Source organism: Mesonia profundi, assembly GCF_031085155.1.
In the GTDB taxonomy this organism is placed as follows: Bacteria; Bacteroidota; Bacteroidia; order Flavobacteriales; family Flavobacteriaceae; genus Mesonia; species Mesonia profundi.
On sequence record NZ_JAVHUL010000011.1, the window covers coordinates 1 to 24,176 of the forward strand.

Below are 24,176 nucleotides of genomic sequence, written 5' to 3' on the forward strand. Positions count from 1 at the left end.
TTAGCTCACAGGCATAAAAAACGTTACGGCATCAGCAGGGTGTGTCGTATACTCGGATGTGCTCGCTCTTTATTTTAATTTTTGAACTAAACCTCTAAAAACATGCTCTATTCGATAAGATAATCATTATTTTTGATGTGGCTTTAGGGGTATTCTATAAAGAATTGAGACACACCCTTTGAACCTGATTCGGTTAACACCGGCGTAGGGAAAAGTTGAAATAATATTTCTTCATATTTTAAAGGAATCATCCTTCAGCCATTTATACTAAAACCCATAAATGATGAAAGAAAACCTTTGGAAAAATATTACCCAACTTAAAGAAATAACTCCTCTTGTACATAGCATTACCAATTATGTGGTGATGAACAATACTGCCAATGCCTTACTCGCCGCAGGAGCTTCACCTATTATGGCGCATGCGCAACCAGAAATGGAAGATATGCTAACTATTTGCCAAGCCCTAGTGATTAATATAGGTACGCTAGATGAATATTGGGTAACTTCTATGAAAAAAGCCGCACAACAGGCCAACAAGCTCAATAAACCTTGGATATTAGACCCTGTGGGAGCAGGAGCAACACTTTATCGTGATAAGGTGCTATCTGAATTACTTCACTTAAAACCAAGTATTATTCGTGGAAATGCTTCAGAAATTATCGCATTGGCAAAACATAATACTAGCCCAACAAAAGGAGTAGATAGTTCTGCAGAAAGTAATGAAGCTATTGCTGCCGCCCAATTTTTAGTAAAAGAATATCATGCAACAGTTTGTATTTCTGGAGCTACAGATATAATTCTAAATGATAAAAAAGAAATTCATCTCCTTAACGGAAATGAATTGATGTCAAAAATTACCGGAATGGGTTGTACCGCAACCGCTTTAGTAGCTGCTTTTGCTGCCATTATTAAAGATAAAGCCGAAGCCGCAACCTCTGCCATGGCTCTTTTGGGTGTTGTGGGAGAAATCGCCTCAAAAGAAAGTCAGGGACCGGGAAGTTTACAACTAAATATCTTGGATAAACTTTACGATATTACTGAAACAGAATTTACTTCCACCCTCAAACTAAAAGTAAAACGTGATTAATCCTTTTCCATATAAACTGTATTTGGTGATTACTGAAGAAGCCTGTTTGCATGATCATTTTTTAAAGGTAGCTGAACAAGCGGTAAAAGGCGGAGTGGATTTGGTTCAGCTTCGGGAAAAAGAAACTTCCACAACAGCATTCCAGCAGAAAGCTTTTCAACTAAAAGAAATTTTAGATCGCTATAATGTTCCACTAATTATTAATGACAACCTAGAAGTAGCCAAAAAAGTTGAAGCATTTGGTGTTCACGTAGGAAGATCAGACCTCCCCCCTACTCAAATCTTACAAAAATGGAAAAATATCAATTGCTTAGGGTATTCTATTGAGTATGAAAATCAATTGTACACAAAGGAAACTGAAGCCGCAGATTATTTAGGTATAAGTCCGGTTTTTAAAACCCCTACCAAAACAGATACCATTACCGAATGGGGATTATCGGGAGTTCGCCACATACGTTCTATAACTCAAAAACCCTTGGTTGCTATTGGGCTAATGAAGGTAGAAAACGCACAAAAAGTCATTAAAGCTGGAGCTAATTGTCTTGCGGTAGTTTCAGCAATTTGTGCTTCTAAAAACCCAGCAAAAGCTGCAGAACAACTAAGAAACGAAATAGAAAAAGTATGATTCAAAAAAAATATAGGTATCCATCGGTTTTAACCATTGCTGGTTTTGATGGTAGCGGAGGCGCCGGCATTCAAGCAGATATAAAAACCATCTCTGCTTTAGGCTGTTACGCCACTTCTGTACTTACGGCTTTACCCATACAAAATACAACTGGGGTAAAATCTATTTTTAGCATTCCTGAAGAAATTGTAGAAAAGCAATTACAAACTATTTTAGAAGATATTTTTCCCGATGCCGTAAAAATAGGTATGGTGCATACCCCTAAATTAGTTGAAATTATGGTAGGAAAATTAAAAGAATTTCCGCCATTAGCTATTGTTTTTGATCCTGTAATGGTTGCTACCAGTGGTCATCAATTAATTGAAAACAATACGATACAAACCATTATTAAACAATTATTTCCTTTAGCAGATGTGATTACACCTAATTTAGATGAAGCTGAAATTCTGGCTGGCATGAACATTGAAACTGTGAAAGAAATGAAAATTGCAGGAAAAAAAATTATGCAACTCGGTTGTAAATCTGTACTTCTAAAAGGCGGACATTTAAAAACTAAACAACTTACTTCCCTTTATTTTTTACCTGACGGAAGTATAGAAAGTTTTGAATTCCCAAAATACGAGACCAATAATACACACGGTTCGGGTTGTACACTTTCTTCGGCAATCGCTTCTTATTTAGCGCAAGGAAAATCATTACTGGAAGCTGTAAGCTTAGGACAAAAATATATTCATCAGGCTATTTTCCAAGGAAAAGATGTATCTATAGGAAATGGCAACGGACCGGTAAATCACTTTTTTAACCCTCAAAAACTTATTAAAAATGAAATGGACCGATAAAACATGGAAAAACATAGAGCCTATCTATCAAAAAATCATTGAAATGCCTTTTATTGAAGAACTTTAAAACGGCACGCTTCCGCTAGAAAAATTTCAATTCTACATGGGACGAGATTCCTTTTATTTAGAAAATTTTGCGAGAAGTTTGGCATTAATTCGGGCAAGAGCAAAAGGCATTCATCATGCCTTAGATTTTATTCGTTTTGCAGAAGGCGCTATTGTAGCAGAAAAAGCTTTACATGATTCCTACTTTCAAGAATTTGGTTTAAAAAATCGTGGACATATTGAACCCACAACACATCATTACATCAATTTCCTTGAAAGTACTTCTGCCTTAGATCAGGTTGAAGTAGCGATGGCAGCCGTTTTACCTTGCTTTTGGATTTATAAAGAAGTAGGCGATTATATTTATAAAAATCAGTTAACTGAAGAAAATCCTTACCAAAAATGAATTGATACCTACGCTGGAGAAGAGTTTGAAGTATTGGTAACTAGAGCCAAAACCATCTGTAATGAAGTAGATAGAAACTGTACAAAGCAGCAACAAGAAAGAATGACGCAAACCTTTATTGAAGCTAGTAAACTAGAGTTTATGTTTTGGGACGGTGCCTACCAACTTAAAACTTGGGAGGTTTAAAAGAAGTTTCCGTCATTCTGAATTCATTTTCAGTATCTTATACTTTTTAATTTGTAAATCATAAAAAGCACTTGATCAAATTCAGACTGTCGGAACTATTCTTCTTAGAGCACCTCTGCCTTTCCTTTATTATTTATTTATTTTATCGGCGATTTCTAATGTTCTCTTAACCTGAAATGAAATGGCTTGTCGTTGTTTTCCATTGAGATTGCTTCCCCCCACAATACTAAAACCATAAGGATTACCTCCTGTTTCAAAAATCACAGGATCGGCATACCCTGGAGCTGCAATAATTGCTCCCCAGTGCATCATTGTTTTGTAAAGTGAAAGTAAAGTACCTTCCTGTCCGCCATGCAGGTTGGCAGCACTTGTCATTCCACTTACAACTTTATTGACTAATTTACCGTTTTGCCAAAGCCCACCAGTGGCATCGATTAAACTCTTAACTTGTGAAGGAGCATCTCCATAACGAGTAGGAAAGCTAAAAATAATAGCATCTGCCCAATCGAGGTCATCTACCGTTGCGGTTGTTATTTCTTTGGTTTCTTTATAATGATTGTACCATTCTTCATTTTCTTTAATCACTTTTTCGGGTACGGTTTCTTCTACTCTTCGAAAACGAATTTTTTCAACACCTACATCTTTCGCCGCAGTTTCTGCTTCCTTTGCTAATTGATAATTGGTTCCTGTAGAGCTATAATATATAATAGCTAATTTTAGATTTTTCATAGTTTATTTTCTTTCAAAATACTATAAAACTATGGTTTTAAAAGAAAAACAACCTTTAAAACTTTTATAAAAAATCATTATTGTCTTGCAAAGAAAAAAGATTGCTTCGTTTTTAGAGTCAAAAATCAAGACTTAAGGTTAAGTATTTAACAAACAACATTCACATAAAAATGTGATTGTAACTTTATTTTTTTTCAAGAAAAGTCTTAAAAAACAATTCTGCGTGCTGGCTAGCAATTATTCTTCTAAGCCTTATATACAGCAAAATAGATTTAAAAATCTTATTACAAATAAACTTAAAACCTTTCTTTCCTCATTTCTTACTTAATTTGTACTTTTAGAAAAAAGTTTACATCATGAAAATATACACCAAAACAGGAGATAAAGGCAGCACGGCTTTATTTGGGGGAACTCGCGTTCCTAAACACCACATTCGCATTGAAAGTTACGGTACGATAGATGAGCTTAATGCTTACATCGGTCTTATAAAAGACCAAGAAATAGACGAAGCATTAAAAAACGATTTAAAGAAAATACAAAATAATCTCTTTACGCTTGGCGCGGAATTAGCCACAGATCCTAAAAAAGCACAATTTAAAAATGGAAAAGAACGCCTGAACATCGTGAAAGTCAAAGAAGCTGAAATTCAGTTTTTAGAGGATCAAATAGATGCGATGAATCAAGACCTGCCGCAGATGACAAATTTTATTCTTCCAGGCGGACATACAACGGTGTCATATTGTCACATTGCGCGTTGTGTTTGCCGTAGAGCCGAACGTTTAGCTGCCGCTTTAAATGAAGTAGAGCCATTTGAAGCCTACATTCTACAATATATCAACCGTCTATCTGACTACCTCTTTGTGCTGGCACGAAAGTTGTCTAAAGACCTACAAGTAGAAGAAATAAAGTGGATTCCTACAAAAGAAAATTGATCCATTCGAGTTGTTGATGTAACATCAAAAACATAAGTTCTTAATATTAATGTTGAAATAATAGATTTTTTTCTTGTCATTTACAATTAAAAATTTATTTTTGCAAAAAACTAAACACAGTATCAGATGTATTGGACATTAGAATTAGCATCCTATTTAAGTGATGCTCCCTGGCCGGCAACTAAAGATGAGTTAATCGATTATGCAATTAGAACAGGTGCTCCACTAGAAGTAGTAGAGAACTTGCAGTCTATTGAAGATGAAGGAGATTCTTACGATTCTATCGAAGAAATTTGGCCAGATTACCCTACAGACGAAGATTATCTTTGGAATGAAGATGAATATTAAATAACACGCAAAAATATCAATAAAAAAGTCTCTTTTAGAGGCTTTTTTTTTGCGTAACTTTGAAACATAAATAAATAAAAAACAACTTATGAGTTTTTTAGACTCCGTATTAAAAGTATTTGTTGGTGACAAGTCGAAAAAAGACGTAAATGCCATGCAACCTACCGTCAATCAAATTAAAGCTTTAGAAGCTGAATTCGAGAAATTATCTATTGACGAATTGAGGGCAAAAACCACTAGTTTTAAGCAAAAGATTGCCGATGCTACCAAAAGCATCCATAAAGAAATAACCACCTTAAAGGAAGAAGCAGAAGCTTCTACCGATATTACCCGAAAAGAAGACATCTACGCTCAAATAGATGCCTTAGAGCAAAAAGAGCTCGAAGCTTCAGAGGCTATTTTAAACGACATTCTTCCCGAAGCTTTTGCTACCGTTAAAGAAACGGCCAAAAGATTTTTCCATAACGAAACCTTAGAAGTTACGGCAAGCGAATATGACCGTGAACTTTCTGCCACCAAAGAATATGTCAGCTTAAAAGAAGATAAAGCACTTTGGGCAAACACTTGGGATGCTGCAGGAAAACAAGTGAAGTGGGATATGATTCACTACGACGTACAGCTTATTGGTGGAATTGCGATGCATCAAGGTAAAATTGCCGAGATGCACACCGGAGAAGGAAAAACCTTAGTGGCAACGCTTCCTATGTACTTAAATGCGTTAACTGGCAGAGGAGTGCATTTGGTGACGGTAAACGATTACTTAGCCAAACGTGATAGCGCGTGGATGGCTCCTATATTTCAATTTCATGGCCTTACGGTAGATTGTATAGATTACCACAGACCTAATTCTGCTGCAAGAAGAGCGGCTTATAATGCAGACATTACTTACGGTACCAACAACGAATTTGGTTTTGATTACCTAAGAGATAATATGAGTCACGCTCCAAACGATTTGGTGCAACGCCCACATAACTACGCCATCGTTGATGAGGTCGATTCAGTTTTGATTGATGATGCGCGTACCCCTTTAATTATTTCTGGACCGGTTCCCAAAGGAGATGTACACGAATTTGATGCCTTAAAGCCTCAAATTTCTAAAATTGTAGAAGTACAGCGTAAATATCTAGTAGGTGTTTTGGCCGAAGCTAAAAAACTAATCGCTGCAGGAGATACCAAAGAAGGAGGATTCTTATTGTTACGCGTTTACCGCGGATTGCCTAAAAACAAAGCTTTAATCAAGTTTTTAAGTGAGGACGGAATCAAACAACTGCTTCAGAAGACAGAAAATCATTACATGCAAGATAACAATCGCGAAATGCCTAAGGTAGATGAGGATTTGTATTTTGTCATTGAAGAGAAAAATAATCAGATAGATCTTTCCGATAAAGGAGTTGAATTCCTTTCAGGAAAAGAAGATCCAGATTTCTTCGTAATGCCAGAAATTGGTATGGAAGTTTCTAAGATTGAAAACTTAAATCTTTCTAAGGAAGAAGAAGTAGAAAAGAAAGAAGAACTCTTCCGCGATTACAGCGTAAAAAGTGAACGTATCCACACGCTTAGACAATTATTAAAAGCTTACACCCTATTCGAAAACAATACCGAATATGTGGTGATGGAAAACAAAGTGAAAATTGTAGATGAGCAAACCGGTCGTATTATGGATGGGCGTCGTTATAGTGACGGACTACACCAAGCGATTGAAGCAAAAGAAAATGTAAAGATTGAAGATGCTACGCAAACTTTTGCTACCGTAACCCTTCAAAACTACTTTAGAATGTACCACAAGTTATCTGGAATGACAGGTACAGCGGTTACAGAAGCAGGAGAATTCTGGGAGATTTATGAATTGGATGTCGTAGAGATTCCTACCAACCGTCCTATTGCTAGATTTGATAGAGAAGATTTAGTTTACAAAACTAAACGGGAGAAATACAACGCCGTTATTGAAGAAGTAACTAAACTTTCTCAAGCAGGCAGGCCCGTATTAATTGGTACTACCTCGGTAGAGATTTCTGAATTATTAAGTAGAATGCTTAAGATAAGAAATGTACCTCACAACGTATTAAATGCGAAATTACACAAGAAAGAAGCCGATATTGTGGAAGAGGCCGGTAAATCTGGTATTGTAACCATTGCCACCAATATGGCAGGTCGTGGTACCGATATTAAGTTGAGTAACGAAGTGAAAAAAGCCGGTGGGTTAGCGATTATTGGTACAGAGCGTCACGATTCTAGACGTGTAGATAGACAGTTAAGAGGTCGTGCTGGACGTCAAGGAGATCCAGGAAGTTCTCAGTTTTACGTTTCTTTAGAAGACAATTTAATGCGTCTTTTTGGAAGTGAGCGTATCGCTAAGTTAATGGATAGAATGGGACTTGAGGAAGGAGAAGTGATTCAACACGGGATGATTTCTAAATCTATAGAACGTGCCCAAAAGAAAGTAGAGGAGAATAACTTTGGCGTTCGTAAGCGTTTACTGGAGTATGATGATGTGATGAACGCACAACGTGAGGTGATTTACAAACGTCGTTATCACGCTTTATTTGGCGAGCGTCTTCGGGTGGATTTGGCCAATATGATTTACGATATTTCGGAATCGATTACGGAAAGCAATAAAAATGCAGCCGACTTTAAGAATTTTGAGTTTGAATTGATTCGTTACTTCTCTATGGATTCTCCTGTAGATGAAAAAGAGTTTGAAAAAACAAAAATTCAGGAGTTAGCCGGAAAAGTATACAAAGCTGCTTACGCTAATTATGAAGAGCGTATGAAGCGAAATGCCGAATTGGCTTTTCCTGTAATTAAGCAAGTGTACGAACAGCAAGGAAACAAGTTTGAACGGATAGGAGTTCCTTTCTCTGACGGACAAAAAACGCTTCAGGTAGCCACCAACCTAGAAAAAGCCTACGAAACTGAAGGTAGACAGTTGGTGAGTGACTTTGAGAAGAATATTACCTTAGCCATTATTGATGATGCTTGGAAAACGCATTTAAGAAAAATGGATGAGTTAAAGCAAAGTGTTCAATTGGCGGTACACGAACAAAAAGATCCTTTATTGATTTATAAATTTGAGGCTTTTGAATTGTTTAAAGGCATGCTTGATGAAGTCAACAAAGAGGTAATTTCGTTCTTATTTAAAGGAGAAATTCCTCAACAAGAAACACAAATTCAAGAAGCTGCAGATGCAAAGCCAAAAGAGAACTTAGAAACCAGTAAGGAGGATATTCCTAATATGGATGAAAGAGCTGCACAAAATCGTTCTGCAGGAGAACAGGCTAGCCAAAAGCAACCAGTCACCGAAACCATCGTTAGAGAACAACCTAAAATTGGTAGAAACGATAAAGTGACGATTAAAAATGTGATGTCTGGCGAAAGCAAGTCTTTAAAATACAAGCAAGCCATTCCTCTACTGGAAAAAGGAGAGTGGGTACTTACTGATCATTAATTTTTGTAATGATATAAATCTTTAAAAAATCCCAATTGATACGATTGGGGTTTTTTATTTACTTTTAACTTTTAATTCAATCGCTAGCATGAAAAATTTTAAAACTGAAATCAAGTGGGCGCTCATCTTTAGCTTTACCACTTTATTTTGGATGTATTTGGAAAAAAATATAGGTCTGCACGACAAGTACATTGCCAAACAAGCTATTTACACCAACCTCATTGCCATTCCTTATATCATTCTTTTTTACCTAGCGATTAAAGAAAAAAAACATGAGTATTTTAAAGGCGTGATGACCTGGCAGCAAGGTTTGGTTTCTGGTGGGATTATGTCGGTGCTCATTGCCATTCTAGCGCCTTTAGTCCAGTACATTGTCTCTAAGTCGGTTACGCCCCAGTATTTTGAGAACATCATTTCGTATACGGTAGAATCGGGGACGATGAGTCAAGAATCTGCACAGGCTTATTTCAGTCTTAAATCTTATATGATTCAATCTGTTTTTGGATCTCTAGCCATGGGAGTAGTTACCTCAGCTATTGTCTCGCTTTTCCTAAAAACACCGACTAAGAAGAAAAAGTAAAGTCAAACGATTTTTAATAACAAATTAGGATCTGGGCAATTGTGTTGATAAAATTCTAAATCTTTAAGGGCGCAAACGCCGGGATAATCTCCGCTATTGCCCTGTAAGTCTCTAATGATTTGAAAGTGTAAATGAGGTGCATAATCTCCGTTTACTTCGGCGTCATCCAAATATCCAAGCCTTTCTCCTGCTTGTAATTCGCAGTTGATTTTAATTCCGTCAAGGGAATTAAGACTCAAATGCCCGTACAGGGTATAAAAGATTTGATCTTTCAACTGGTGTTCTACCATAATTGTGGGACCATAATCGCCATGATTTATATTGTTTTGATAACTATGTATTTTTCCGTTTAACGGAAGTAAAATCGCCGTATTTTCAGGACACCAAATATCCAATCCTAAATGAATATTTCTGGGGTTTTCTTTATCAGATGTAAAATAAGGACTTCGGTTATATAAATTTCGCTTTTCTAAATAACCGCCAAAAGCCACTTTCTTCTTGTGCGTATGCAAGTAGGAATCAATATAGCTTTGAAAAAATTGTGAAGACGAAGTAGCTATAGTATGAAGGTCTTTTTGCTGAAGAGACAAGTCTACCGCCATATAATCCTCTACAGAAACATCATCTACCAAACGCGTTAAGCCTGGAGTAAGTGAATACAAATACCTTTTAAGATTCATAAATTAATTTTCTTTAAAAATAAAAATAGTTTTACCTGATGGGGTAAAACTATTTTTAAAAAGAACCTCCACTACACCTCTTAGCAGAAAGGATCCTAATACCAGTTTAACACACTGGGAGGTTCTCTATTTAATAATCAAGTCACTAAACTTGGCGTTAATCATAATGTTACTGTCGGTGTTTCTAGATTTATAATAGCCGTTAATCAACTGATTTCCGTAGCTATCCATTTTCTTGGTGGTTAAATTCTTCGGAATTTTAATAGCACTTCTAGACCCATTATAGGTGAAGTTAAAGGAAGATTTAGGCAAGCTCAATACCAAGTCGCTATTTTCTAGACTAATATCTAATTGTTCAAAATCATCACTCACCTCTTTAATCGTTAGCTCTCCAAATGAACCAGAAATAATTCCTATCTTTTCTATCTCTCCAATATTGACATCGCTGCCTTTTGAGGAAAGTTGAATGCTCTTCGCTTTACGGATTTGACTATTCTTCACATAACTCATTTGCAAATTTCCATGCTCCCAATAATCCATTTGTAGAGGCGAATAAGCAATATTTAAAAAATTGTTTTCTCCTAGGATACTGGCCGCTTTAAAATCTGCATAAGAAACGGAAGCCTTTAAACTTGTTACATCGTCTTGAAGATCTACTTTTCCATAACGCACATCCATACGCAAAGTAGCATCTTTTGGCATTTTCACTACAATTATTTTTCTGATGCTTTTATTATCACCCGCAGGCTCTGCAGGTTTCACATTACTGCTAGAGTAAGTAATCAGCGTTGATTTTCCTCCATTGGGATGCATCACTATTTCCTTTTTATAATTTCCTCCATTGGCATCAAACTGCTGTGCCCAAGCTTCCATTTTGGCTCCATATTGCTCCCCCCATTGTTCCATTTCTTTTCCAAACTGCTCTCCCCATTTTTCAACGGATACCCCTTGGGTTTTTTCGAAGTTCTTCATACGAGATTCTAGCTGTTTTGACCATACTTCGGCATTTTTCTCAAAGCCTTTTCCCCACTTTTCCATCGCTTGTTCAAAATCTTTCCCAAAGCTTTTCTCTATTTGAGCTTCATACTTTTCAATATAATCTTCTCCTTCTTTTTGATAAGCTTCATAGTCAAATTTTAAACCACTCATACTTTCATAAAAACGGGCAGGTAATTTTACGTCTCCCATTTTCTCTAACATAGGACCTACCAAACTCACCATTAGTGGTTCTATCAATTCGCTATTCATCGCCCTTAAACTGGCCATAGGAACCGACTGTGAAACATTTCTTAATCCCGGTACAAAATTAGACCTACCTCCTCTTGAAATGATAGAGACGCCATTGCTATTCCCTAAGACTTGTATCTTCCAGTCTTTAGCTATTTGTTCTACTTCTTCTTTAGAAAGCTCATCGGCTTCTACATAAGCTTCTACAGCAATGGAGTTTCTATTCCAAGTTTCAATCACCACCTGCGTGTGTTTGGTATCTAATTTTACGCTAGGTTGATTCTCTACTTTGTAGGTCTCAGAGAGTTTATCCACTTTTTCTTGTGCATAAGCACCAGCTCCTAAGAACAGCAAACCCAGCGTTCCTAAGATAATTTTTATCGTATAGTTCATCATTGCTTTTTTTAAATTTTCACTCCCTGGATGTTCTCCTGCGAAGCTTGCTTAATCTCTCCCAGCTTACTTTTAAGCTTAGATAAAAGTCCTAACCTTAACTCTAGGTTATTGACAAGAGAATTCACAGCAGCTTCATTTACTCCTGTTTCGTCCATCTCTTCATTGAGTCGCGTGTACTCCTTATCCAATTCTTCTAGCTGCAGCATAAAAGAATCTATAAGCTCTTTATTATCATTGGTTATGGTTAACTGCGCCAATTCGGCGTTGATATTACCCAAATAATAATCTTCTATTTTCTTGAATTGTGGAGAGACATCGCTTAAATAAACCGGACTCACCTCCAAACTTTCTGTAGAAGCATTGGTAATCATAGGTACCTCTGGTCTCGTATTGATTGCCTGGTTTTTCAAAAAGAAACTTGTCGCCAATACCACTACCAAAACCGCGGCAATTTTCATCCATAAATAAGAGTTACTTTTCTTCTCTTCTGGGATTTCTTCTGCTAACCGACTTAAAAATCTACTTTCATGCCCATTCGACAAACTAGGTCTTTGGGCAGCATATTTTTCTTGATTCATCAATTCTCTAAGATCCTGTGCCATGATATAAATGCTTTAACTTTTGTTGTAATTTTTTCTTGCCTCGGTGTACTAATGTTCTGGAGGAAACCGAAGTAATTCCCAATATTTCTGAAATCTCGTCATGATCATAACCTTCAATTAAAAAGAGCATCATTGCGTACTTATACCGTTCTGGCAGTTCTTCAATTTCACTTTTGACTTGATCGATGGTGATTTCATCATTAATATTCCAATTGTTATCTTCTTCAACCCTTCCCAAAGTTTGCTCATTAATAGCGATAACATTAAGTTTTTTCGCTTTAAGCATATCAATACTCTTATTGATGACAATGCGTTTAAGCCAAGCGCCAAAGGTCACCTCCCCTGTAAATTGATGAAGTTTTATAAAAGCTTGTATAAACGACTCCTGCATGGCTTCTTCGGCTTCAAAAGAATTTTTCAAAAACCTAAAAGCAACATAATACATAGCGTCACAATACTTATTATAGAGCTTCATTTGCGCCTTTCTGTCGTTTTGCCGACACGCTTCTATGAGATCAGTTTGTAACAAAATTTTCTGGTTAGTTGCTATTCATTTATAAAGACGAAAATTAATTCTTTTTGTTGCAACTTTGCTGAATAATTTTATCTTTAAACATTAATCGTGTCCGATTAAGATGTTAGACCGCGCCGCAATTAGTATTCGGCCAGAACTTTACGAACAATTTTACTGACTGATCTATCCAAACGTTTTACTGGGCGGACGCTTTTAGATGATAGAAGTTAGATTTGATTTCAATCCTATTGAAATCAGCAGCTTAATTTTTAAATTTTATCTTAAAATTATAAGACTCATGTTGAAAGTAACATGTAAATCTAAAAATGCATCGTTTCTGACTTCTATCATTAAGAAAACTGACACTTTTAAAACCTAAATCCAACACTAATAGTTAAAAATAAAAAATGCCAAAGAAGTTTAGATTTACCGTTACGATTTTAATTTTTTTGATCTTGGGAGGAACCATTGGTTTCTATGTCCTGAAAGACCAAACGAAATCTCTTAGTCCCGAAGAAACGATTAGCTATAGACACGATAACCTAAAAGTGACCGTGTTTTACAACCGTCCTTATAAAAAAGACCGACTTATTTTTGGGAATCTTGTTCCCTTTGGAGAAGTATGGCGAACGGGAGCCAATGAAGCCACTACCTTTAAGGTGAATCAAGATATTATGGTGGATGGTTCTTTATTAGAAGCCGGAGAATATTCTCTATGGACCATTCCTAACGAGGATTCTTGGAAAGTAATTTTTAATAAAAAAATGTATGCTTGGGGAATTGATCTCACTAGCGAAAAAGCGGCTAGAGATCCAGAATACGATGCCTTAATCATTGAAGTGCCTACGCATGAAAAATTAAATAGCACCGAGCAGTTTACCATCTATTTTGATAGACAACAAGAAATGCACATGATGTTTTTAACTTGGGGGGAAACCTTTATTGCATTTCCATTTAAAAAAGCGAATTAAATATAGTCGTGAGTCTTATAAAAAAAGCCCAAAGTTATTCAACTTTGGGCTTTTTGGTACTTGCTTTATATGACTACTCGTCTAAAAGTAGGTTAAGCGTTACCGTAATATTATCTCGTGTAGCTCTAGAAAACGGACAAACTTCATGTGCTTTGTTTACCAAATCTTCCCCAGTTTCTACATCTACTCCGGGAATATAAGAATCTAAAATCACTGACAGTTGGAAGTTATCCTTTTCTGTTTTTCCTATACTTACAGAAGCTGTTACGCTAAAATCTCCCATATCAATTCCTTTCTTCTCTGCGATAGATTGTAAAGCACTACCATAACAAGCAGAATATGCCGATGCAAAAAATTGTTCTGGATTGGTTCCATCACCACCATCGCCTCCCATATCTTTTGGGACACTCAGGTTCATATCTATTTTTCCATCGTCGGTTTTAACGCTTCCAGAACGTCCTCCTTCAGCGGTTGCTTTTGCGGTATAAAAAGTTTTCATTTCGTTAGTTTTTTATCAATTAATTTATAATTTCAAGATAGAAAGGATTCGTTCGCTTTTCAAAAATGAATTCATAAATTTGTCCTAAATATTCTCCCTCATGGCCGCAGCTAAAAATAAATCCGCGTTAAGCGAAAATGAAAGTCCTTCAACTCCTAAAAGTATCGGCCAAAAAAGTGCCGCAAGAATTAAAGCTTTACGGAAGAAAAAACTGGATACCAACCAATTGCTTCAAGATATCCTTAACGGAAATAAAACCGCCCTTAGTAGAGGAATTACGTTGGTAGAAAGTAAAAATGTAAAACATAACCAAAACGTAAACATCCTAATTGAAGGTTGTTTGCCACACGCTAACCAATCGGTTAGAATAGGAATTACAGGCGTTCCCGGCGTAGGAAAAAGCACGTTCATTGAAGCTTTTGGGAATTATTTAATCAACGAACACGGAAAAAAAGTAGCGGTACTCGCCGTAGACCCTACCAGTAGCGTTTCTCACGGAAGCATTCTTGGAGACAAAACCCGTATGGAAGAATTGGTAAAACAAGAAAATGCATTTATAAGACCTACAGCCTCTGGCGATTCACTTGGTGGAGTGGCACAAAAAACAAGGGAATCTATCATTTTGTGCGAAGCTGCAGGTTTTGACACCATTCTCATAGAAACCGTAGGCGTGGGACAAAGTGAAACCATGGTCCACAGTATGACTGACTTTTTTTTATTACTGAAACTTGCAGGAGCCGGGGATGAATTGCAAGGGATAAAACGCGGTATTATGGAAATGGCCGATGCCATTGTCATCAATAAAGCCGACGGAGATAATAAACGTCCTGCAGAACGTGCCAAATCTGAATTTAGAAAAGCGCTCCACCTCTACCCTATTAAGAGCAACGATTGGAAACCTAAAGTTATGCTAAGCAGCGCTTTACATCAAAAAGGGATTTCTCGAATTTGGGAAATGATTGAAACTTATGTGACCTCTACCCAAGAAAACAAGTATTTCTTTCATAACCGGAAAGAGCAAAATAAGTTTTGGCTATTGCAAACCATTAACGAGCAATTAAAAAGTAATTTCTACAACCAACCCGAAATAAAAATAGCGCTACAACAACAACTCTTGGCGATAGAAAACAATGAAACCACGCCTTTTGAAGCGGCGAATTATTTATTAAAAAAAGCTAAGGAGTTATAGTTCTTGAAAGTAATCACTCCAGAAATAGTTTAAAAACTAACTTTAATCGGTTGGGTGTTATATTTTGAAATATTTCCTGTAGATCCATTTAAAAAGATGGTAAAATCCTAATCCTATTAAGGTTCCTATCAACATGCCTGTGAAAACATCACCAGGATAGTGCACGCCTACATATATACGGCTATAACTTACCACCAATGCCCAAATTATCAATAAAGGAAAAGCATATTTATAAAAGCGCTTTAATAAAAATCCCATAAAAATGGCTAAGGCTGTACTACTCGCGGCGTGGGCAGAAAAGTAGCCATAGCGTCCGCAACGAACCGCAATGTACCTCCCTTGTTCTATAAAATCTTCTTGGCAAGGTCTAGGCCGTTGAAACCCGTGCTTAAATACGTTGGCCAATTGGTCGGTACACGTAATCATAGCCGCTACCAATACCATGATCGTTAGCGTGGGTTTTACACCATAATTTCTATAGAGTAAAAAAAGTAAAAAAGCATATAAAGGTATGGAGGCAAATTTATTGGTGATAAATAACCAAAACCCATCCCAAGGAGAAGATCCTAAATTATTAAAAAATAGAAATAGTTCTTGATCCAGTTTTAATAACTCTTCCATAGCTATTAATCTTGGTAGCGTTCTACTTCGCGGTCATAAAACGCAGAAGCTTCTTCTATGAGCGTTTCTGCTTCACTTTCTAATTCTTCTTCGTCGTGCGCATCAAAATCTTCTAACCATTCTACCTCATCGTCTTGCAGGTTGATGATAAAACGGGGAAATTGAGTATGTACTACAAAAATAGCTTCGGGGTAATCGGTGTTATCTGCTAATAAATATTTTGGAAATTCCATTTAGGAGGTATATTTTAATGATTCGTTATTTTAATTTTTTTGTCTTAACAAAGTAATCTCTTCTTGAGAAGCGTAAATTAACCATTTGCCTTTCGAATATATATTAAGTTCGTAACTATTGAAACTCTAACTTATCTACATTTTTTTGATTAGAAGCTCCATTTTGCTATGGTAACATCTGAATCCAATGAAGTTTTTACGAGGCATAAAGGTAGTATTTCTATTGATAAAATAAGCATATAATCCTTCCGAGGGAATTATTTGTCTTTCTTTTCACCTTTCTCTGAATCTGTTACCAGAGGAAACAAATTAGTTTCAGCTTACTAAGAATTGTCTTTTTTTAAGTAAGTTCTGCATGGGCAATCATCTTTTTACTTAGATAAGCAAACCTAACATACAACATGATGGCGGAAGCAGATAAACCGGCTAGAAGACCAAGCCAAATCCCCATACTTCCCAAGGCTTCCGCTTTTCCTAAATAATAAGAAACCGGAAAACCAATAATCCAATACGAAATAAAACATATTATCGTAGGAATCCTAACGTCTTGCAATCCGCGTAAAGCGCCTAAAATAACCACTTGCAAACCATCACTAAGCTGAAATAATGCTGCCACAATCAACAGTTGGGAAGCTAAAAAGATCACTTCAGAATTATCTATATAAATGATGGGAAGTACATCTTTTAATAAAATAAACCCAACGGCAAAAACCGCTTCAATTAAGAAAACCAATAAAAAGGTAGAAATGGCGATTCTTCTAAGTTCTTTAAAATTACCCATTCCTTTTTGATTTCCTACCCGTATGGTGGCCGTTACTCCAATCCCTACCGCAATCATAAAAGTCATCGAGGCCAAATTAAGTGCCACTTGATTGGCAGCCTGCGGATTGGTACCTAAAGTCCCAGCCAAAAAAATGGAAGAGGTAAAAATACCCACTTCAAATAGCATTTGTAATGCCGTAGGAAAACCTAAATCCCATAAGCGTTTAAACACGTGCTTTTGTAAAGATTTTTTAGCCCAAATAAAGTAAGTAGCAAACTTTTTCTTGGATTTTAAAATATAGAATAAAAAGAAAAGCATAAATACTCTAGAAATGAGCGTTCCTATAGCTGCACCCTCTAGTTCTAATCTTGGAAAAATCCAAACCCCGTAAATCAATAAGTAATTAAAAAGCACGTTGACTAAATTGGCAAGAATAGTCGCGTACATCGCATACTTGGTTTGTGAAAGTCCGTCGCCAAACTGCTTAAAAGCTTGGAAAATCATCAGCGGAATCAATGAAAATGCTACAATATCAATGTAGGGCATCGATAAATTAACCACTTCTTCCGGTTGATCGAGATGATACAGTAGCGGTTTACAGGCCAGCAAGATAAGGAAGAGTAAAATTCCGTTAAGGCAACACATCACAATTCCGTGCTGAAAAAAAGACCTTCCTTTCTCAATATCTTTTGAGCCATCGGCTTCAGCAATAAGCGGCGTAATCGCAAAGCTAAACCCAATTCCTACCGAAAGTGCAATAAAAACAAGGCTATTTCCTAAAGATACCGCTGCCAAAGGCGCTGCTCCCAACTGCCCCACCATAATATTATCTGCCAAGCCTACCAACACATGGCCCAATTGTCCCAGCATTACGGGAAAGGCTATGTTTAGATTCTTCTTAAATTCTTTGGTATATAGGGATAGTTGCACCGTACTGAAATTTTGGGCAAATATATTTTAAATAAGTGCAACCCATTCTTGTTTTAAGATAAGTTTTATGATGACTTTAATAAAAAATAAGCAGGAATTGAATAATTTACTAAAAATAAAATAAAACGATTTGTATACAAATAAAATCATTCCCGAAATCATCTTACCTGAAGTAGAAAAAGCGCTTACTTTTTATCCTGAATTAAAGGATGTTCCTATCGAATTCAAGTTTAAAAAAAGCATTAAGAAATCTACTATGCAAGCACAACCTGTGTTTAAAAGCTTTTTTGTACCCAAAGAGCAACGGGCATATATTATTTTGATTAGCGAGAAGTTTCATATTGAAGATGAAGAATATAAAATCACCGATATGGAGAAAGAAGTACTTATTGGTTGGATTGGCCACGAACTAGGCCACGTCATAGATTATAAAGACCGTAGCACTTTTGGAATGCTCATTTTTGGCTTAAAATACTTATTTTCTCCTATGCATATAAAAGAGGTGGAACGCACTGCCGATACGTTTGCGGTACAACGAGGAATGCAAGAATATATCTTAGCCACCAAAGATTTTATATTAAACAACACCCGAATTTCACCCAAATATAAAGCGCGTATTAAACGCCTATACATGTCTCCCGAAGAAATTATGGAACTGGTGAATAAACAAGGCCCTAAAGAAACCGAAAAGAAAGTAGACAAAGAATTAGAAGAAACACCATCTTAGCACCATTTAATTTCTTTAAAACAGGAAAGCCATATCACGCTAGGTCATATGGCTTTCTTTATGCTCTAAGCTAAGTTAGCTATAAACAGTTTCTATTTAAAATCTTTCACGAACTCTTGAAACTCTTTGAGTTTTTCTTCTTTCATCACCTTCTCCATTTTTACTTGTCCGCCTTTTTTCTTGTTGGCACCACTCCATTCATAAAAAGCTTTTAATGGGAGTATACTTACCTTTACTCCTTTTAAAGCCTTTCCTCGAGCCACCTTATAATTCTTATTGGCATCTTTAAGACTTTCATCTAGCTTCTTGGCTATCTCTTCTTCATTCATGTCAAAATCTGAATCTGAACCTATATACCATTGATGATAAAATTCATTATCAATTTTTATGGCTCCCACGGTAAACTCGGGCAACTGCACATCGTAAATTTCTTCTAACTCTTTAATGGCGTCGTTCATCTTGTTGACAGAAAGCTGAGACCCCACCACATTTAGAAAAAACTTGGTTCTTCCGGTGATTTTAATTTCTGATTTTTCTTTATCTGTAAACGCGATGGTATCGCCAATAATATAACGCCAAGCGCCAGAAACGGTGCTCATTAACAATACATAATCTACATCTTCTTCTACATCTTCAATACTCATCACGGGTGCTTCTTGTTTTAAAGAACCATCTTCATTGATGTAATCGGGTTGAAAGGGAACAAATTCAAAGAAAATTCCATTATCGGTAATCAGTTTCATCGACTCGGTGTCGGGACGATTTTGAAACGCGATAAATCCTTCTGAAGCCAAATAAGTATCAATCACCGTGATGGGTTTTCCTAATAAGGCATTAAAACTTTTCTCGTAAGGCTGAAAAGCTACTCCGCCAGAGGTATATACTTGTAGGTTAGGCCAAACTTCGTGAATGTTTTTTACTTGATGATGTTCAATTACTTTTTTAAGCATCAATTCCATCCAAGAAGGAATTCCGCTTAAAGCGCCAATATCCCAGGTTTTTGCATTTTTGGCAATGTGTTCTACACGCTCATCCCAATCGTCAATTTTTGCAATATCTTCTCCCGGTTTATAATATCCTTTAAACCAAAAGGGAATGTTACTTGCGCTTATTCCGCTAATCTCGCCTTCCAATTTTCCTTTTCGTTCTTGTAAATTGGTAGAACTTCCCAGCATCATAATTTCTGTTTCAAAAAAATCTGATGGTAAATCAAAATTAGAAAGCGCTGCAACTTGTTTTATTCCGGCTTGACGAATGGCATCAATCATATCCTCTGTCACTGGGATACGCTTACTCGTTTTTCCTGTCGTCCCCGAGCTCAACGCGTAGTAATCTGGAGAGCCTGGCCAGGTAATGTCTTCGCTACCTTCATGCAATTGCTGCCACCAACGCTCATTAAGCTGATGGTAATCAAAGTAAGGTACTTTTTTCTGAAATGTTTTGATGACATCTTCTGACTCTAAAATACTTGAAAAATTATAAAACTTACCAAAAGAAGTCTCTTTTGCTTTTTCTAAAAGTTCTTTTAATACGTTTAACTGATCTTCTTGTACGTTAGCATCATCATTAGAAATGCTTCCGGTAACGTCAATCACTTTTTTTATAATCGAGCCTATAATTGCCATACGAGTGTTTTTTATCAAAGATAATTTTAAACTTTAATGCGTAAAAAAGCCGCTCCCTAAAAGTTTGTTAATAAAGTTATTTCTCTTTAGTGCAGTTCTTAAAAAACACATTATTAAATGCTTTTGAACTATTTTTTGTCATTTAAATAAGAAGTGAAAGAACCTTACGAGTTAAAACCGATAATTTAGAGATTACATCAAACTTTGTCTTTGCCTTTAGTTAATCATTTTTAGTTTTTAGTTGAAATAGCTATTCTTCTTTTAAGGCCGCTATATATTCATCTATATTCTTTTCAACTTCGGGAGAGACTGAAGGTTCTTGCACATCTTCATATTCCAACAACTTTTCTCTTAAAATTTTTGCCACTAAATACCTAGCCGCTTTTTTATCATCTGACGGAATAATGTACCAAGGTGCTTTTTCTGTAGAGGTGTTATTGATTGCTTTTTCGTAGCAGTTTTGATATTCTTCCCACAACTTTCTTTCTTCTAAATCACTTGGAGAAAACTTCCAATTTTTCTCTGGTCTTTGTAATCGTCTTAGGAGTCGGTATTTTTGTTCTTCTTTAGAAATATGAAGAAAAAACTTAAACACAATGGTACCATTATCTACCATGCCTTCTTCAAAATCTCTGATTTCGTTCATTCTAGTTTCCCAGAAATCTTCATCTATGTCTTCTAGACTATTGATATGCGGAATGTTTTCTCCTAAAATATATTCGGGGTGAACTCTAGTAACCAACACATTCTCATATTGAGTTCTATTAAAAACACCAAACTTTCCTCGTTCGGGTAAAGCTACATAGTGACGCCAAAGATAATTGTGACGCAATTCTCTTTTGGAAGGGGTTTTAAAACTATGAACCACTACTCCGCGAGAGTTAAAACCTTGAAAAACTTCTCGTATTAAACTGTCTTTTCCAGAAGTATCCATCCCCTGCAAACAAACTAACACCGAATACTTTCCATGAGCGTAGAGTTTATCTTGCCATTTTGCCAGCTTCTTTCTGGTCTTTTTTAGGGCTTTTTTCTTCTCTTTTTTATCCGCGTCAAGCGAAATAGAAGTGTTTACTTCACTTATTTTTATAGGTTGCGTTACCTTAAATTGATCTATATTAATATCTTTCATCATAATTGTGAATTAGAATCCTAAATATACAATCTTTAAGACACTTTATTTATTTATCTTCGCCTTCTAAAATTATCCCATTGAATAAAGATGTTATTATAGACCGTGTGGCGGAGATTTTAAAGGAAACCCCGTCTGCACAAGATATTGTAAAAAAAGGAGCTGATAGAGATCGTAGATTTCACTATTTGGCGACGCATATGGTAAACAAAGCCCTAAAGAAAGATGCTCTTGTTCTTTCTGAAAACGACATGGGAATCGCTATCTTATTCAAAACCAGTAAAAAAGATAGTAATTTTTGGAATGATATTTTTCAAGAATTAGGCCTGGTGTTTAAGGTTACCGGAGTTAAAAATGCGCTTAAAATCTTAAAAAATCAGAAGTATATTAAAAATCAACGTCCGCAAGAGGGAGAATATTTATACTGTTGGTTTTGGGGAATCGTACAAGGAAATCGTGGCGCCGACACCCAGATTGGTAAAGAAATGAAGGATGAATTTTTACGCAGGGCAGATTTATATAATATCCCGTTATATGCAGAAACACGTATTCGTAAAAATGTAATCGTTTACCAACGTTTTGGCTTTGAACTTTTTAATACTTGGGATCGTCCTGACGGCCACAAAATGTGGTTCTTACGTTATGTTCCCAAAGCATTAAAGGAAAAGCAGGAGAAAAGCTAGTCGCTATTTCCCTGCAAATTGCTTCACCGCTTTTTCATCTATTTTTTGAGAAGTGCTTAAAATAATTAAGCGCTCTACCACATTTCGTAGTTCTCTAATGTTTCCCGTCCAATCGTAATCCTTTAAAAGCGCTAATGCTTCCGCAGAAAATGTTTTAACCGCCGTTCCTTGCTCTTTGGCTATTTTCTCACAAAAATAATCTACCAATAAAGGAATATCTACTTTTCTATCATTCAGCTTAGGGACTTCAATTAAGATGACCGCCAAACGGTGGTATAAATCTTCTCTGAAATTCTTTTCTTTGATTTCTTCTTTTAAGTCTTTGTTGGTGGCAGCGATTACTCTTACATCTACCTTTATATCTCGATCGCTCCCAACCCGCTGAATTTTATTTTCTTGTAAGGCTCGCAATACTTTCGCTTGCGCGGAAAGACTCATGTCTCCTATTTCGTCTAAGAATATAGTTCCGCCATTCGCAGCTTCAAACTTACCTGCTCTGTCTTTGTTGGCCGAAGTAAAAGCACCCTTCACGTGTCCAAAAAGTTCACTTTCAATTAATTCTGAAGGAATGGCAGCACAATTCACCTCTATCATATTCCCTTTAGATCGGTTACTTTTTTGGTGCAACCAATGCGCTACTAATTCTTTTCCAGTTCCATTATCTCCGGTAATCAATACGCGCGCTTCGGTAGGAGCTACTTTCTCAATCATTTCCTTAATGTTGTCAATTTCGGGAGAGTTTCCTATCATTTGATAGTTTTTACCCACCTTCTTCTTCAGACGCTGATTTTCTACGACCAGTTCCTTTCGGTCTAACGCAATTCTAACCGTATTCAATAACCGATTTAAATCTGGTGGTTTTGAAATGTAATCAAAAGCCCCTTTTTTCATGGTTTCTACGGCAGTCTCTAAATCGCCGTGTCCAGAAATCATCACAATAGGGATTTCAGGTTTTATTTTTTTGATGGCTTCTAAGACTTCTACGCCGTCCATTTTTGGCATTTTGATGTCGCAAAGCACCAAATCGTAATCTTGATCTTTTATTTTTTCAATTCCGGCAAGGCCATCTTCTGCCTCCTCCAATTCGTAAGTTTTACTTTCTTCAGAGAGTATTTTAACCAATACTCTACGTATGGCAGCTTCGTCTTCAATTATTAAAATCTTCGGCATTTATATTTTAAATTTTATTCCTGTTCGTATATAAAATGTATTGTCGTTATCTATCACAAATACATCATCTTTATTATTATCTCTTATTCTATATTCATTGTAAACGGTATGCCCCGCATAAAGGTAATACTGCAAATGGTCTGTAAAATAAAATTCATATCCCAGACCTAAAGTAACATTAGTCATCGAGATATTTTCTCCAGGTCTTGAATTTCCTGGAACCATCACCGGATTTTGAATGTTAGCGAAAAAATTATCTAAACTGGCAAAAGCATGCAAGTGATTTTTTTCATTAAACGTATACCTCAACAATGTTTTAGGAACTCCTAGCGTATACGACCAAGTTTCATTAACCTTTCTAAAATAGTTTATCAAAGGAAGCGGATAATTTCTTCCTGGAGTACTGGTATAAACGAGTCCCACAATCAATCGGTAAGGTTTTCCTATGATGTTACCTTTTTCGTCCCTATTTTTTACGTCATTGATTGCATAAATAGCACCTAGATAAATAAAATCGTCTTTTTCTAAAGTGGTTTCGAAAGTGGAAGCTATTCTTGCTCCTCCCCGTGCAGCAATACGCCAATTGGTATTTTTAATTTTCTTCACATAACCAAGACTAGCCTCTATACGCTGCGTAGATTCTAATGCTCCCGTCTCAAATGGAGCACTTTCTCTAAAATCTAAATCTAGTTTACGGTACTCTGCTCCTATCACCAAATAATCATCTTTTATTGGAATTGGAGCTTGTATAAACGCCCTAAACCTGTTCATAGATTGATCTCCATTGCTAAAGGGAACACGCATATATTCTATTCGTGCTAAATCTGTGCTTTGTGCTTGTAACTGAATAAACGAGGTGCATATGAATGCTATTAGTAAACTAGTTAAGCTTAAGGCTTTTTTCATAAGGTTATTTTGGAGGCTTGTTCTTGGCTTGTCCAAGATAGAAAAATATGATTTATTCCTTAAAGGATTAACTTTTATTTGGCGCTATA

General features: G+C 36.3%; 24 protein-coding genes, 1 pseudogene and 1 riboswitch. Of the genes and pseudogenes, 12 read left to right on the forward strand and 13 right to left on the reverse strand.

Annotated features, from left to right (window positions below):
- The first annotated feature begins 135 nt into the window (after nt 1-135).
- A riboswitch (TPP riboswitch) is annotated at nt 136-228 on the forward strand.
- A gap of 55 nt (nt 229-283) precedes the next feature.
- From thiM to RBU60_RS05660, 4 genes and pseudogenes are all read left to right on the forward strand, one after another.
- Nucleotides 284-1,087 carry a hydroxyethylthiazole kinase gene (thiM, locus tag RBU60_RS05645; RefSeq protein ID WP_308863837.1) on the forward strand — a complete coding sequence of 268 codons (804 nt, stop codon included), beginning with the start codon at nt 284-286 and terminating at the stop codon, nt 1,085-1,087.
- Nucleotides 1,080-1,712, forward strand: coding sequence for a thiamine phosphate synthase (gene thiE, locus RBU60_RS05650; protein WP_308863739.1), 633 nt, complete (start codon nt 1,080-1,082; stop codon nt 1,710-1,712). Before thiM ends, thiE begins: the two co-directional genes overlap by 8 nt.
- Nucleotides 1,709-2,551 carry a bifunctional hydroxymethylpyrimidine kinase/phosphomethylpyrimidine kinase gene (gene thiD, locus RBU60_RS05655; protein ID WP_308863740.1) on the forward strand — a complete coding sequence of 281 codons (843 nt, stop codon included), beginning with the start codon at nt 1,709-1,711 and terminating at the stop codon, nt 2,549-2,551. Before thiE ends, thiD begins: the two co-directional genes overlap by 4 nt.
- An 82-nt stretch (nt 2,552-2,633) precedes the next feature.
- Nucleotides 2,634-3,188: pseudogene (locus RBU60_RS05660) on the forward strand (TenA family protein); the annotation flags it as partial.
- Nucleotides 3,189-3,317: 129 nt separating this feature from the next.
- On the opposite strand, the gene wrbA reads toward RBU60_RS05660, so the two are convergent.
- Nucleotides 3,318-3,917 carry an NAD(P)H:quinone oxidoreductase gene (gene wrbA, locus RBU60_RS05665; RefSeq protein WP_308863741.1) on the reverse strand — a complete coding sequence of 200 codons (600 nt, stop codon included), beginning with the start codon at nt 3,915-3,917 and terminating at the stop codon, nt 3,318-3,320.
- Between the two features lie 356 nt (nt 3,918-4,273).
- Here wrbA and RBU60_RS05670 point away from each other — a divergent pair, with 356 nt between their 5' ends.
- The 4 genes from RBU60_RS05670 (at nt 4,274) to RBU60_RS05685 (ending at nt 9,222) form a co-directional block, all read left to right on the forward strand.
- Entirely contained in the window at nt 4,274-4,849 is a 576-nt protein-coding gene (locus tag RBU60_RS05670; protein ID WP_308863742.1) for a cob(I)yrinic acid a,c-diamide adenosyltransferase, read from the forward strand.
- Nucleotides 4,850-4,975: 126 nt separating this feature from the next.
- Nucleotides 4,976-5,197, forward strand: a complete 222-nt coding sequence (locus tag RBU60_RS05675; RefSeq protein WP_006989959.1) for a DUF2795 domain-containing protein — start codon at nt 4,976-4,978, stop codon at nt 5,195-5,197.
- A gap of 88 nt (nt 5,198-5,285) precedes the next feature.
- Nucleotides 5,286-8,642, forward strand: coding sequence for a preprotein translocase subunit SecA (secA, locus tag RBU60_RS05680; RefSeq protein WP_308863744.1), 3,357 nt, complete (start codon nt 5,286-5,288; stop codon nt 8,640-8,642).
- Between the two features lie 88 nt (nt 8,643-8,730).
- Nucleotides 8,731-9,222, forward strand: coding sequence for a DUF4199 domain-containing protein (locus RBU60_RS05685; RefSeq protein ID WP_308863745.1), 492 nt, complete (start codon nt 8,731-8,733; stop codon nt 9,220-9,222).
- A 2-nt stretch (nt 9,223-9,224) separates the two neighbouring features.
- Here RBU60_RS05685 and RBU60_RS05690 read toward each other — a convergent pair whose 3' ends face one another.
- From RBU60_RS05690 to RBU60_RS05705, 4 genes are all read right to left on the reverse strand, one after another.
- A complete protein-coding gene (locus RBU60_RS05690; RefSeq protein ID WP_308863746.1) occupies nt 9,225-9,902 on the reverse strand; it encodes a peptidoglycan DD-metalloendopeptidase family protein in 678 nt (225 codons plus the stop codon).
- 126 nt (nt 9,903-10,028) lie between these two features.
- Complete coding sequence (locus tag RBU60_RS05695) at nt 10,029-11,522, reverse strand: hypothetical protein (protein ID WP_308863747.1); 1,494 nt, start codon at nt 11,520-11,522, stop codon at nt 10,029-10,031.
- An 11-nt stretch (nt 11,523-11,533) separates the two neighbouring features.
- On the reverse strand, nt 11,534-12,127 hold the full coding sequence (locus RBU60_RS05700; protein ID WP_308863748.1) for a hypothetical protein: 594 nt from the start codon (nt 12,125-12,127) through the stop codon (nt 11,534-11,536).
- Nucleotides 12,111-12,602, reverse strand: coding sequence for an RNA polymerase sigma factor (locus RBU60_RS05705; RefSeq protein ID WP_308863749.1), 492 nt, complete (start codon nt 12,600-12,602; stop codon nt 12,111-12,113). Before RBU60_RS05705 ends, RBU60_RS05700 begins: the two co-directional genes overlap by 17 nt.
- Before the next feature lie 446 nt (nt 12,603-13,048).
- Here RBU60_RS05705 and RBU60_RS05710 point away from each other — a divergent pair, with 446 nt between their 5' ends.
- The gene (locus RBU60_RS05710; RefSeq protein ID WP_308863750.1) at nt 13,049-13,612 is read left to right on the forward strand and encodes a DUF2911 domain-containing protein; all 564 of its coding nucleotides are present in this window, start codon (nt 13,049-13,051) and stop codon (nt 13,610-13,612) included.
- A gap of 73 nt (nt 13,613-13,685) precedes the next feature.
- Here RBU60_RS05710 and RBU60_RS05715 read toward each other — a convergent pair whose 3' ends face one another.
- On the reverse strand, nt 13,686-14,111 hold the full coding sequence (locus tag RBU60_RS05715) for an organic hydroperoxide resistance protein (protein WP_308863751.1): 426 nt from the start codon (nt 14,109-14,111) through the stop codon (nt 13,686-13,688).
- A gap of 100 nt (nt 14,112-14,211) precedes the next feature.
- On the opposite strand from RBU60_RS05715, the gene meaB reads away from it, so the two are divergent.
- Nucleotides 14,212-15,300 (forward strand): methylmalonyl Co-A mutase-associated GTPase MeaB, encoded by a 1,089-nt coding sequence (gene meaB / locus RBU60_RS05720; RefSeq protein WP_308863752.1) that lies wholly within the window; start codon nt 14,212-14,214, stop codon nt 15,298-15,300.
- A gap of 57 nt (nt 15,301-15,357) precedes the next feature.
- Here meaB and RBU60_RS05725 read toward each other — a convergent pair whose 3' ends face one another.
- The 3 genes from RBU60_RS05725 to RBU60_RS05735 form a co-directional block, all read right to left on the reverse strand.
- Nucleotides 15,358-15,921, reverse strand: a complete 564-nt coding sequence (locus RBU60_RS05725; protein ID WP_308863753.1) for a phosphatase PAP2 family protein — start codon at nt 15,919-15,921, stop codon at nt 15,358-15,360.
- A gap of 5 nt (nt 15,922-15,926) precedes the next feature.
- Nucleotides 15,927-16,154 carry a hypothetical protein gene (locus tag RBU60_RS05730; protein WP_308863754.1) on the reverse strand — a complete coding sequence of 76 codons (228 nt, stop codon included), beginning with the start codon at nt 16,152-16,154 and terminating at the stop codon, nt 15,927-15,929.
- 340 nt (nt 16,155-16,494) lie between these two features.
- Nucleotides 16,495-17,847, reverse strand: a complete 1,353-nt coding sequence (locus RBU60_RS05735; RefSeq protein WP_308863755.1) for an MATE family efflux transporter — start codon at nt 17,845-17,847, stop codon at nt 16,495-16,497.
- Nucleotides 17,848-17,977: 130 nt separating this feature from the next.
- Here RBU60_RS05735 and RBU60_RS05740 point away from each other — a divergent pair, with 130 nt between their 5' ends.
- Nucleotides 17,978-18,574 (forward strand): hypothetical protein, encoded by a 597-nt coding sequence (locus RBU60_RS05740; protein WP_308863756.1) that lies wholly within the window; start codon nt 17,978-17,980, stop codon nt 18,572-18,574.
- A 92-nt stretch (nt 18,575-18,666) separates the two neighbouring features.
- Here the strand turns inward: RBU60_RS05740 and RBU60_RS05745 are convergent, their stop codons facing one another.
- Both RBU60_RS05745 and RBU60_RS05750 read right to left on the reverse strand, forming a co-directional pair.
- Nucleotides 18,667-20,199, reverse strand: a complete 1,533-nt coding sequence (locus RBU60_RS05745) for a GH3 family domain-containing protein (protein WP_308863757.1) — start codon at nt 20,197-20,199, stop codon at nt 18,667-18,669.
- 250 nt (nt 20,200-20,449) lie between these two features.
- Complete coding sequence (locus RBU60_RS05750; RefSeq protein ID WP_308863838.1) at nt 20,450-21,328, reverse strand: PPK2 family polyphosphate kinase; 879 nt, start codon at nt 21,326-21,328, stop codon at nt 20,450-20,452.
- A gap of 80 nt (nt 21,329-21,408) precedes the next feature.
- Here RBU60_RS05750 and RBU60_RS05755 point away from each other — a divergent pair, with 80 nt between their 5' ends.
- Nucleotides 21,409-22,011, forward strand: coding sequence for a hypothetical protein (locus tag RBU60_RS05755; RefSeq protein WP_308863758.1), 603 nt, complete (start codon nt 21,409-21,411; stop codon nt 22,009-22,011).
- Between the two features lie 3 nt (nt 22,012-22,014).
- On the opposite strand, the gene RBU60_RS05760 is transcribed toward RBU60_RS05755, so the two are convergent.
- Both RBU60_RS05760 and RBU60_RS05765 read right to left on the reverse strand, forming a co-directional pair.
- Nucleotides 22,015-23,181, reverse strand: coding sequence for a sigma-54-dependent transcriptional regulator (locus RBU60_RS05760; RefSeq protein WP_308863759.1), 1,167 nt, complete (start codon nt 23,179-23,181; stop codon nt 22,015-22,017).
- A complete protein-coding gene (locus RBU60_RS05765) occupies nt 23,182-24,087 on the reverse strand; it encodes a DUF6268 family outer membrane beta-barrel protein (RefSeq protein ID WP_308863760.1) in 906 nt (301 codons plus the stop codon).
- Nucleotides 24,088-24,176 lie beyond the last annotated feature (89 nt).

What these genes read in the sequence shown, in the direction of transcription:
- RBU60_RS05725 (WP_308863753.1), bottom strand. Translation starts at nt 15,921, where the DNA reads ATGGAAGAGTTATTAAAACTGGATCAAGAACTATTTCTATTTTTTAAT.
- RBU60_RS05745 (WP_308863757.1), bottom strand. Translation starts at nt 20,199, where the DNA reads ATGGCAATTATAGGCTCGATTATAAAAAAAGTGATTGACGTTACCGGA.
- meaB (WP_308863752.1), top strand. Translation starts at nt 14,212, where the DNA reads ATGGCCGCAGCTAAAAATAAATCCGCGTTAAGCGAAAATGAAAGTCCT.
- wrbA (WP_308863741.1), bottom strand. Translation starts at nt 3,917, where the DNA reads ATGAAAAATCTAAAATTAGCTATTATATATTATAGCTCTACAGGAACC.
- thiD (WP_308863740.1), top strand. Translation starts at nt 1,709, where the DNA reads ATGATTCAAAAAAAATATAGGTATCCATCGGTTTTAACCATTGCTGGT.
- RBU60_RS05675 (WP_006989959.1), top strand. Translation starts at nt 4,976, where the DNA reads ATGTATTGGACATTAGAATTAGCATCCTATTTAAGTGATGCTCCCTGG.
- thiM (WP_308863837.1), top strand. Translation starts at nt 284, where the DNA reads ATGAAAGAAAACCTTTGGAAAAATATTACCCAACTTAAAGAAATAACT.
- RBU60_RS05710 (WP_308863750.1), top strand. Translation starts at nt 13,049, where the DNA reads ATGCCAAAGAAGTTTAGATTTACCGTTACGATTTTAATTTTTTTGATC.
- RBU60_RS05765 (WP_308863760.1), bottom strand. Translation starts at nt 24,087, where the DNA reads ATGAAAAAAGCCTTAAGCTTAACTAGTTTACTAATAGCATTCATATGC.
- RBU60_RS05760 (WP_308863759.1), bottom strand. Translation starts at nt 23,181, where the DNA reads ATGCCGAAGATTTTAATAATTGAAGACGAAGCTGCCATACGTAGAGTA.
- RBU60_RS05690 (WP_308863746.1), bottom strand. Translation starts at nt 9,902, where the DNA reads ATGAATCTTAAAAGGTATTTGTATTCACTTACTCCAGGCTTAACGCGT.
- secA (WP_308863744.1), top strand. Translation starts at nt 5,286, where the DNA reads ATGAGTTTTTTAGACTCCGTATTAAAAGTATTTGTTGGTGACAAGTCG.
- RBU60_RS05715 (WP_308863751.1), bottom strand. Translation starts at nt 14,111, where the DNA reads ATGAAAACTTTTTATACCGCAAAAGCAACCGCTGAAGGAGGACGTTCT.
- RBU60_RS05705 (WP_308863749.1), bottom strand. Translation starts at nt 12,602, where the DNA reads ATGAAGCTCTATAATAAGTATTGTGACGCTATGTATTATGTTGCTTTT.
- RBU60_RS05670 (WP_308863742.1), top strand. Translation starts at nt 4,274, where the DNA reads ATGAAAATATACACCAAAACAGGAGATAAAGGCAGCACGGCTTTATTT.
- RBU60_RS05750 (WP_308863838.1), bottom strand. Translation starts at nt 21,328, where the DNA reads ATGAAAGATATTAATATAGATCAATTTAAGGTAACGCAACCTATAAAA.
- RBU60_RS05730 (WP_308863754.1), bottom strand. Translation starts at nt 16,154, where the DNA reads ATGGAATTTCCAAAATATTTATTAGCAGATAACACCGATTACCCCGAA.
- RBU60_RS05685 (WP_308863745.1), top strand. Translation starts at nt 8,731, where the DNA reads ATGAAAAATTTTAAAACTGAAATCAAGTGGGCGCTCATCTTTAGCTTT.
- RBU60_RS05695 (WP_308863747.1), bottom strand. Translation starts at nt 11,522, where the DNA reads ATGAACTATACGATAAAAATTATCTTAGGAACGCTGGGTTTGCTGTTC.
- RBU60_RS05700 (WP_308863748.1), bottom strand. Translation starts at nt 12,127, where the DNA reads ATGGCACAGGATCTTAGAGAATTGATGAATCAAGAAAAATATGCTGCC.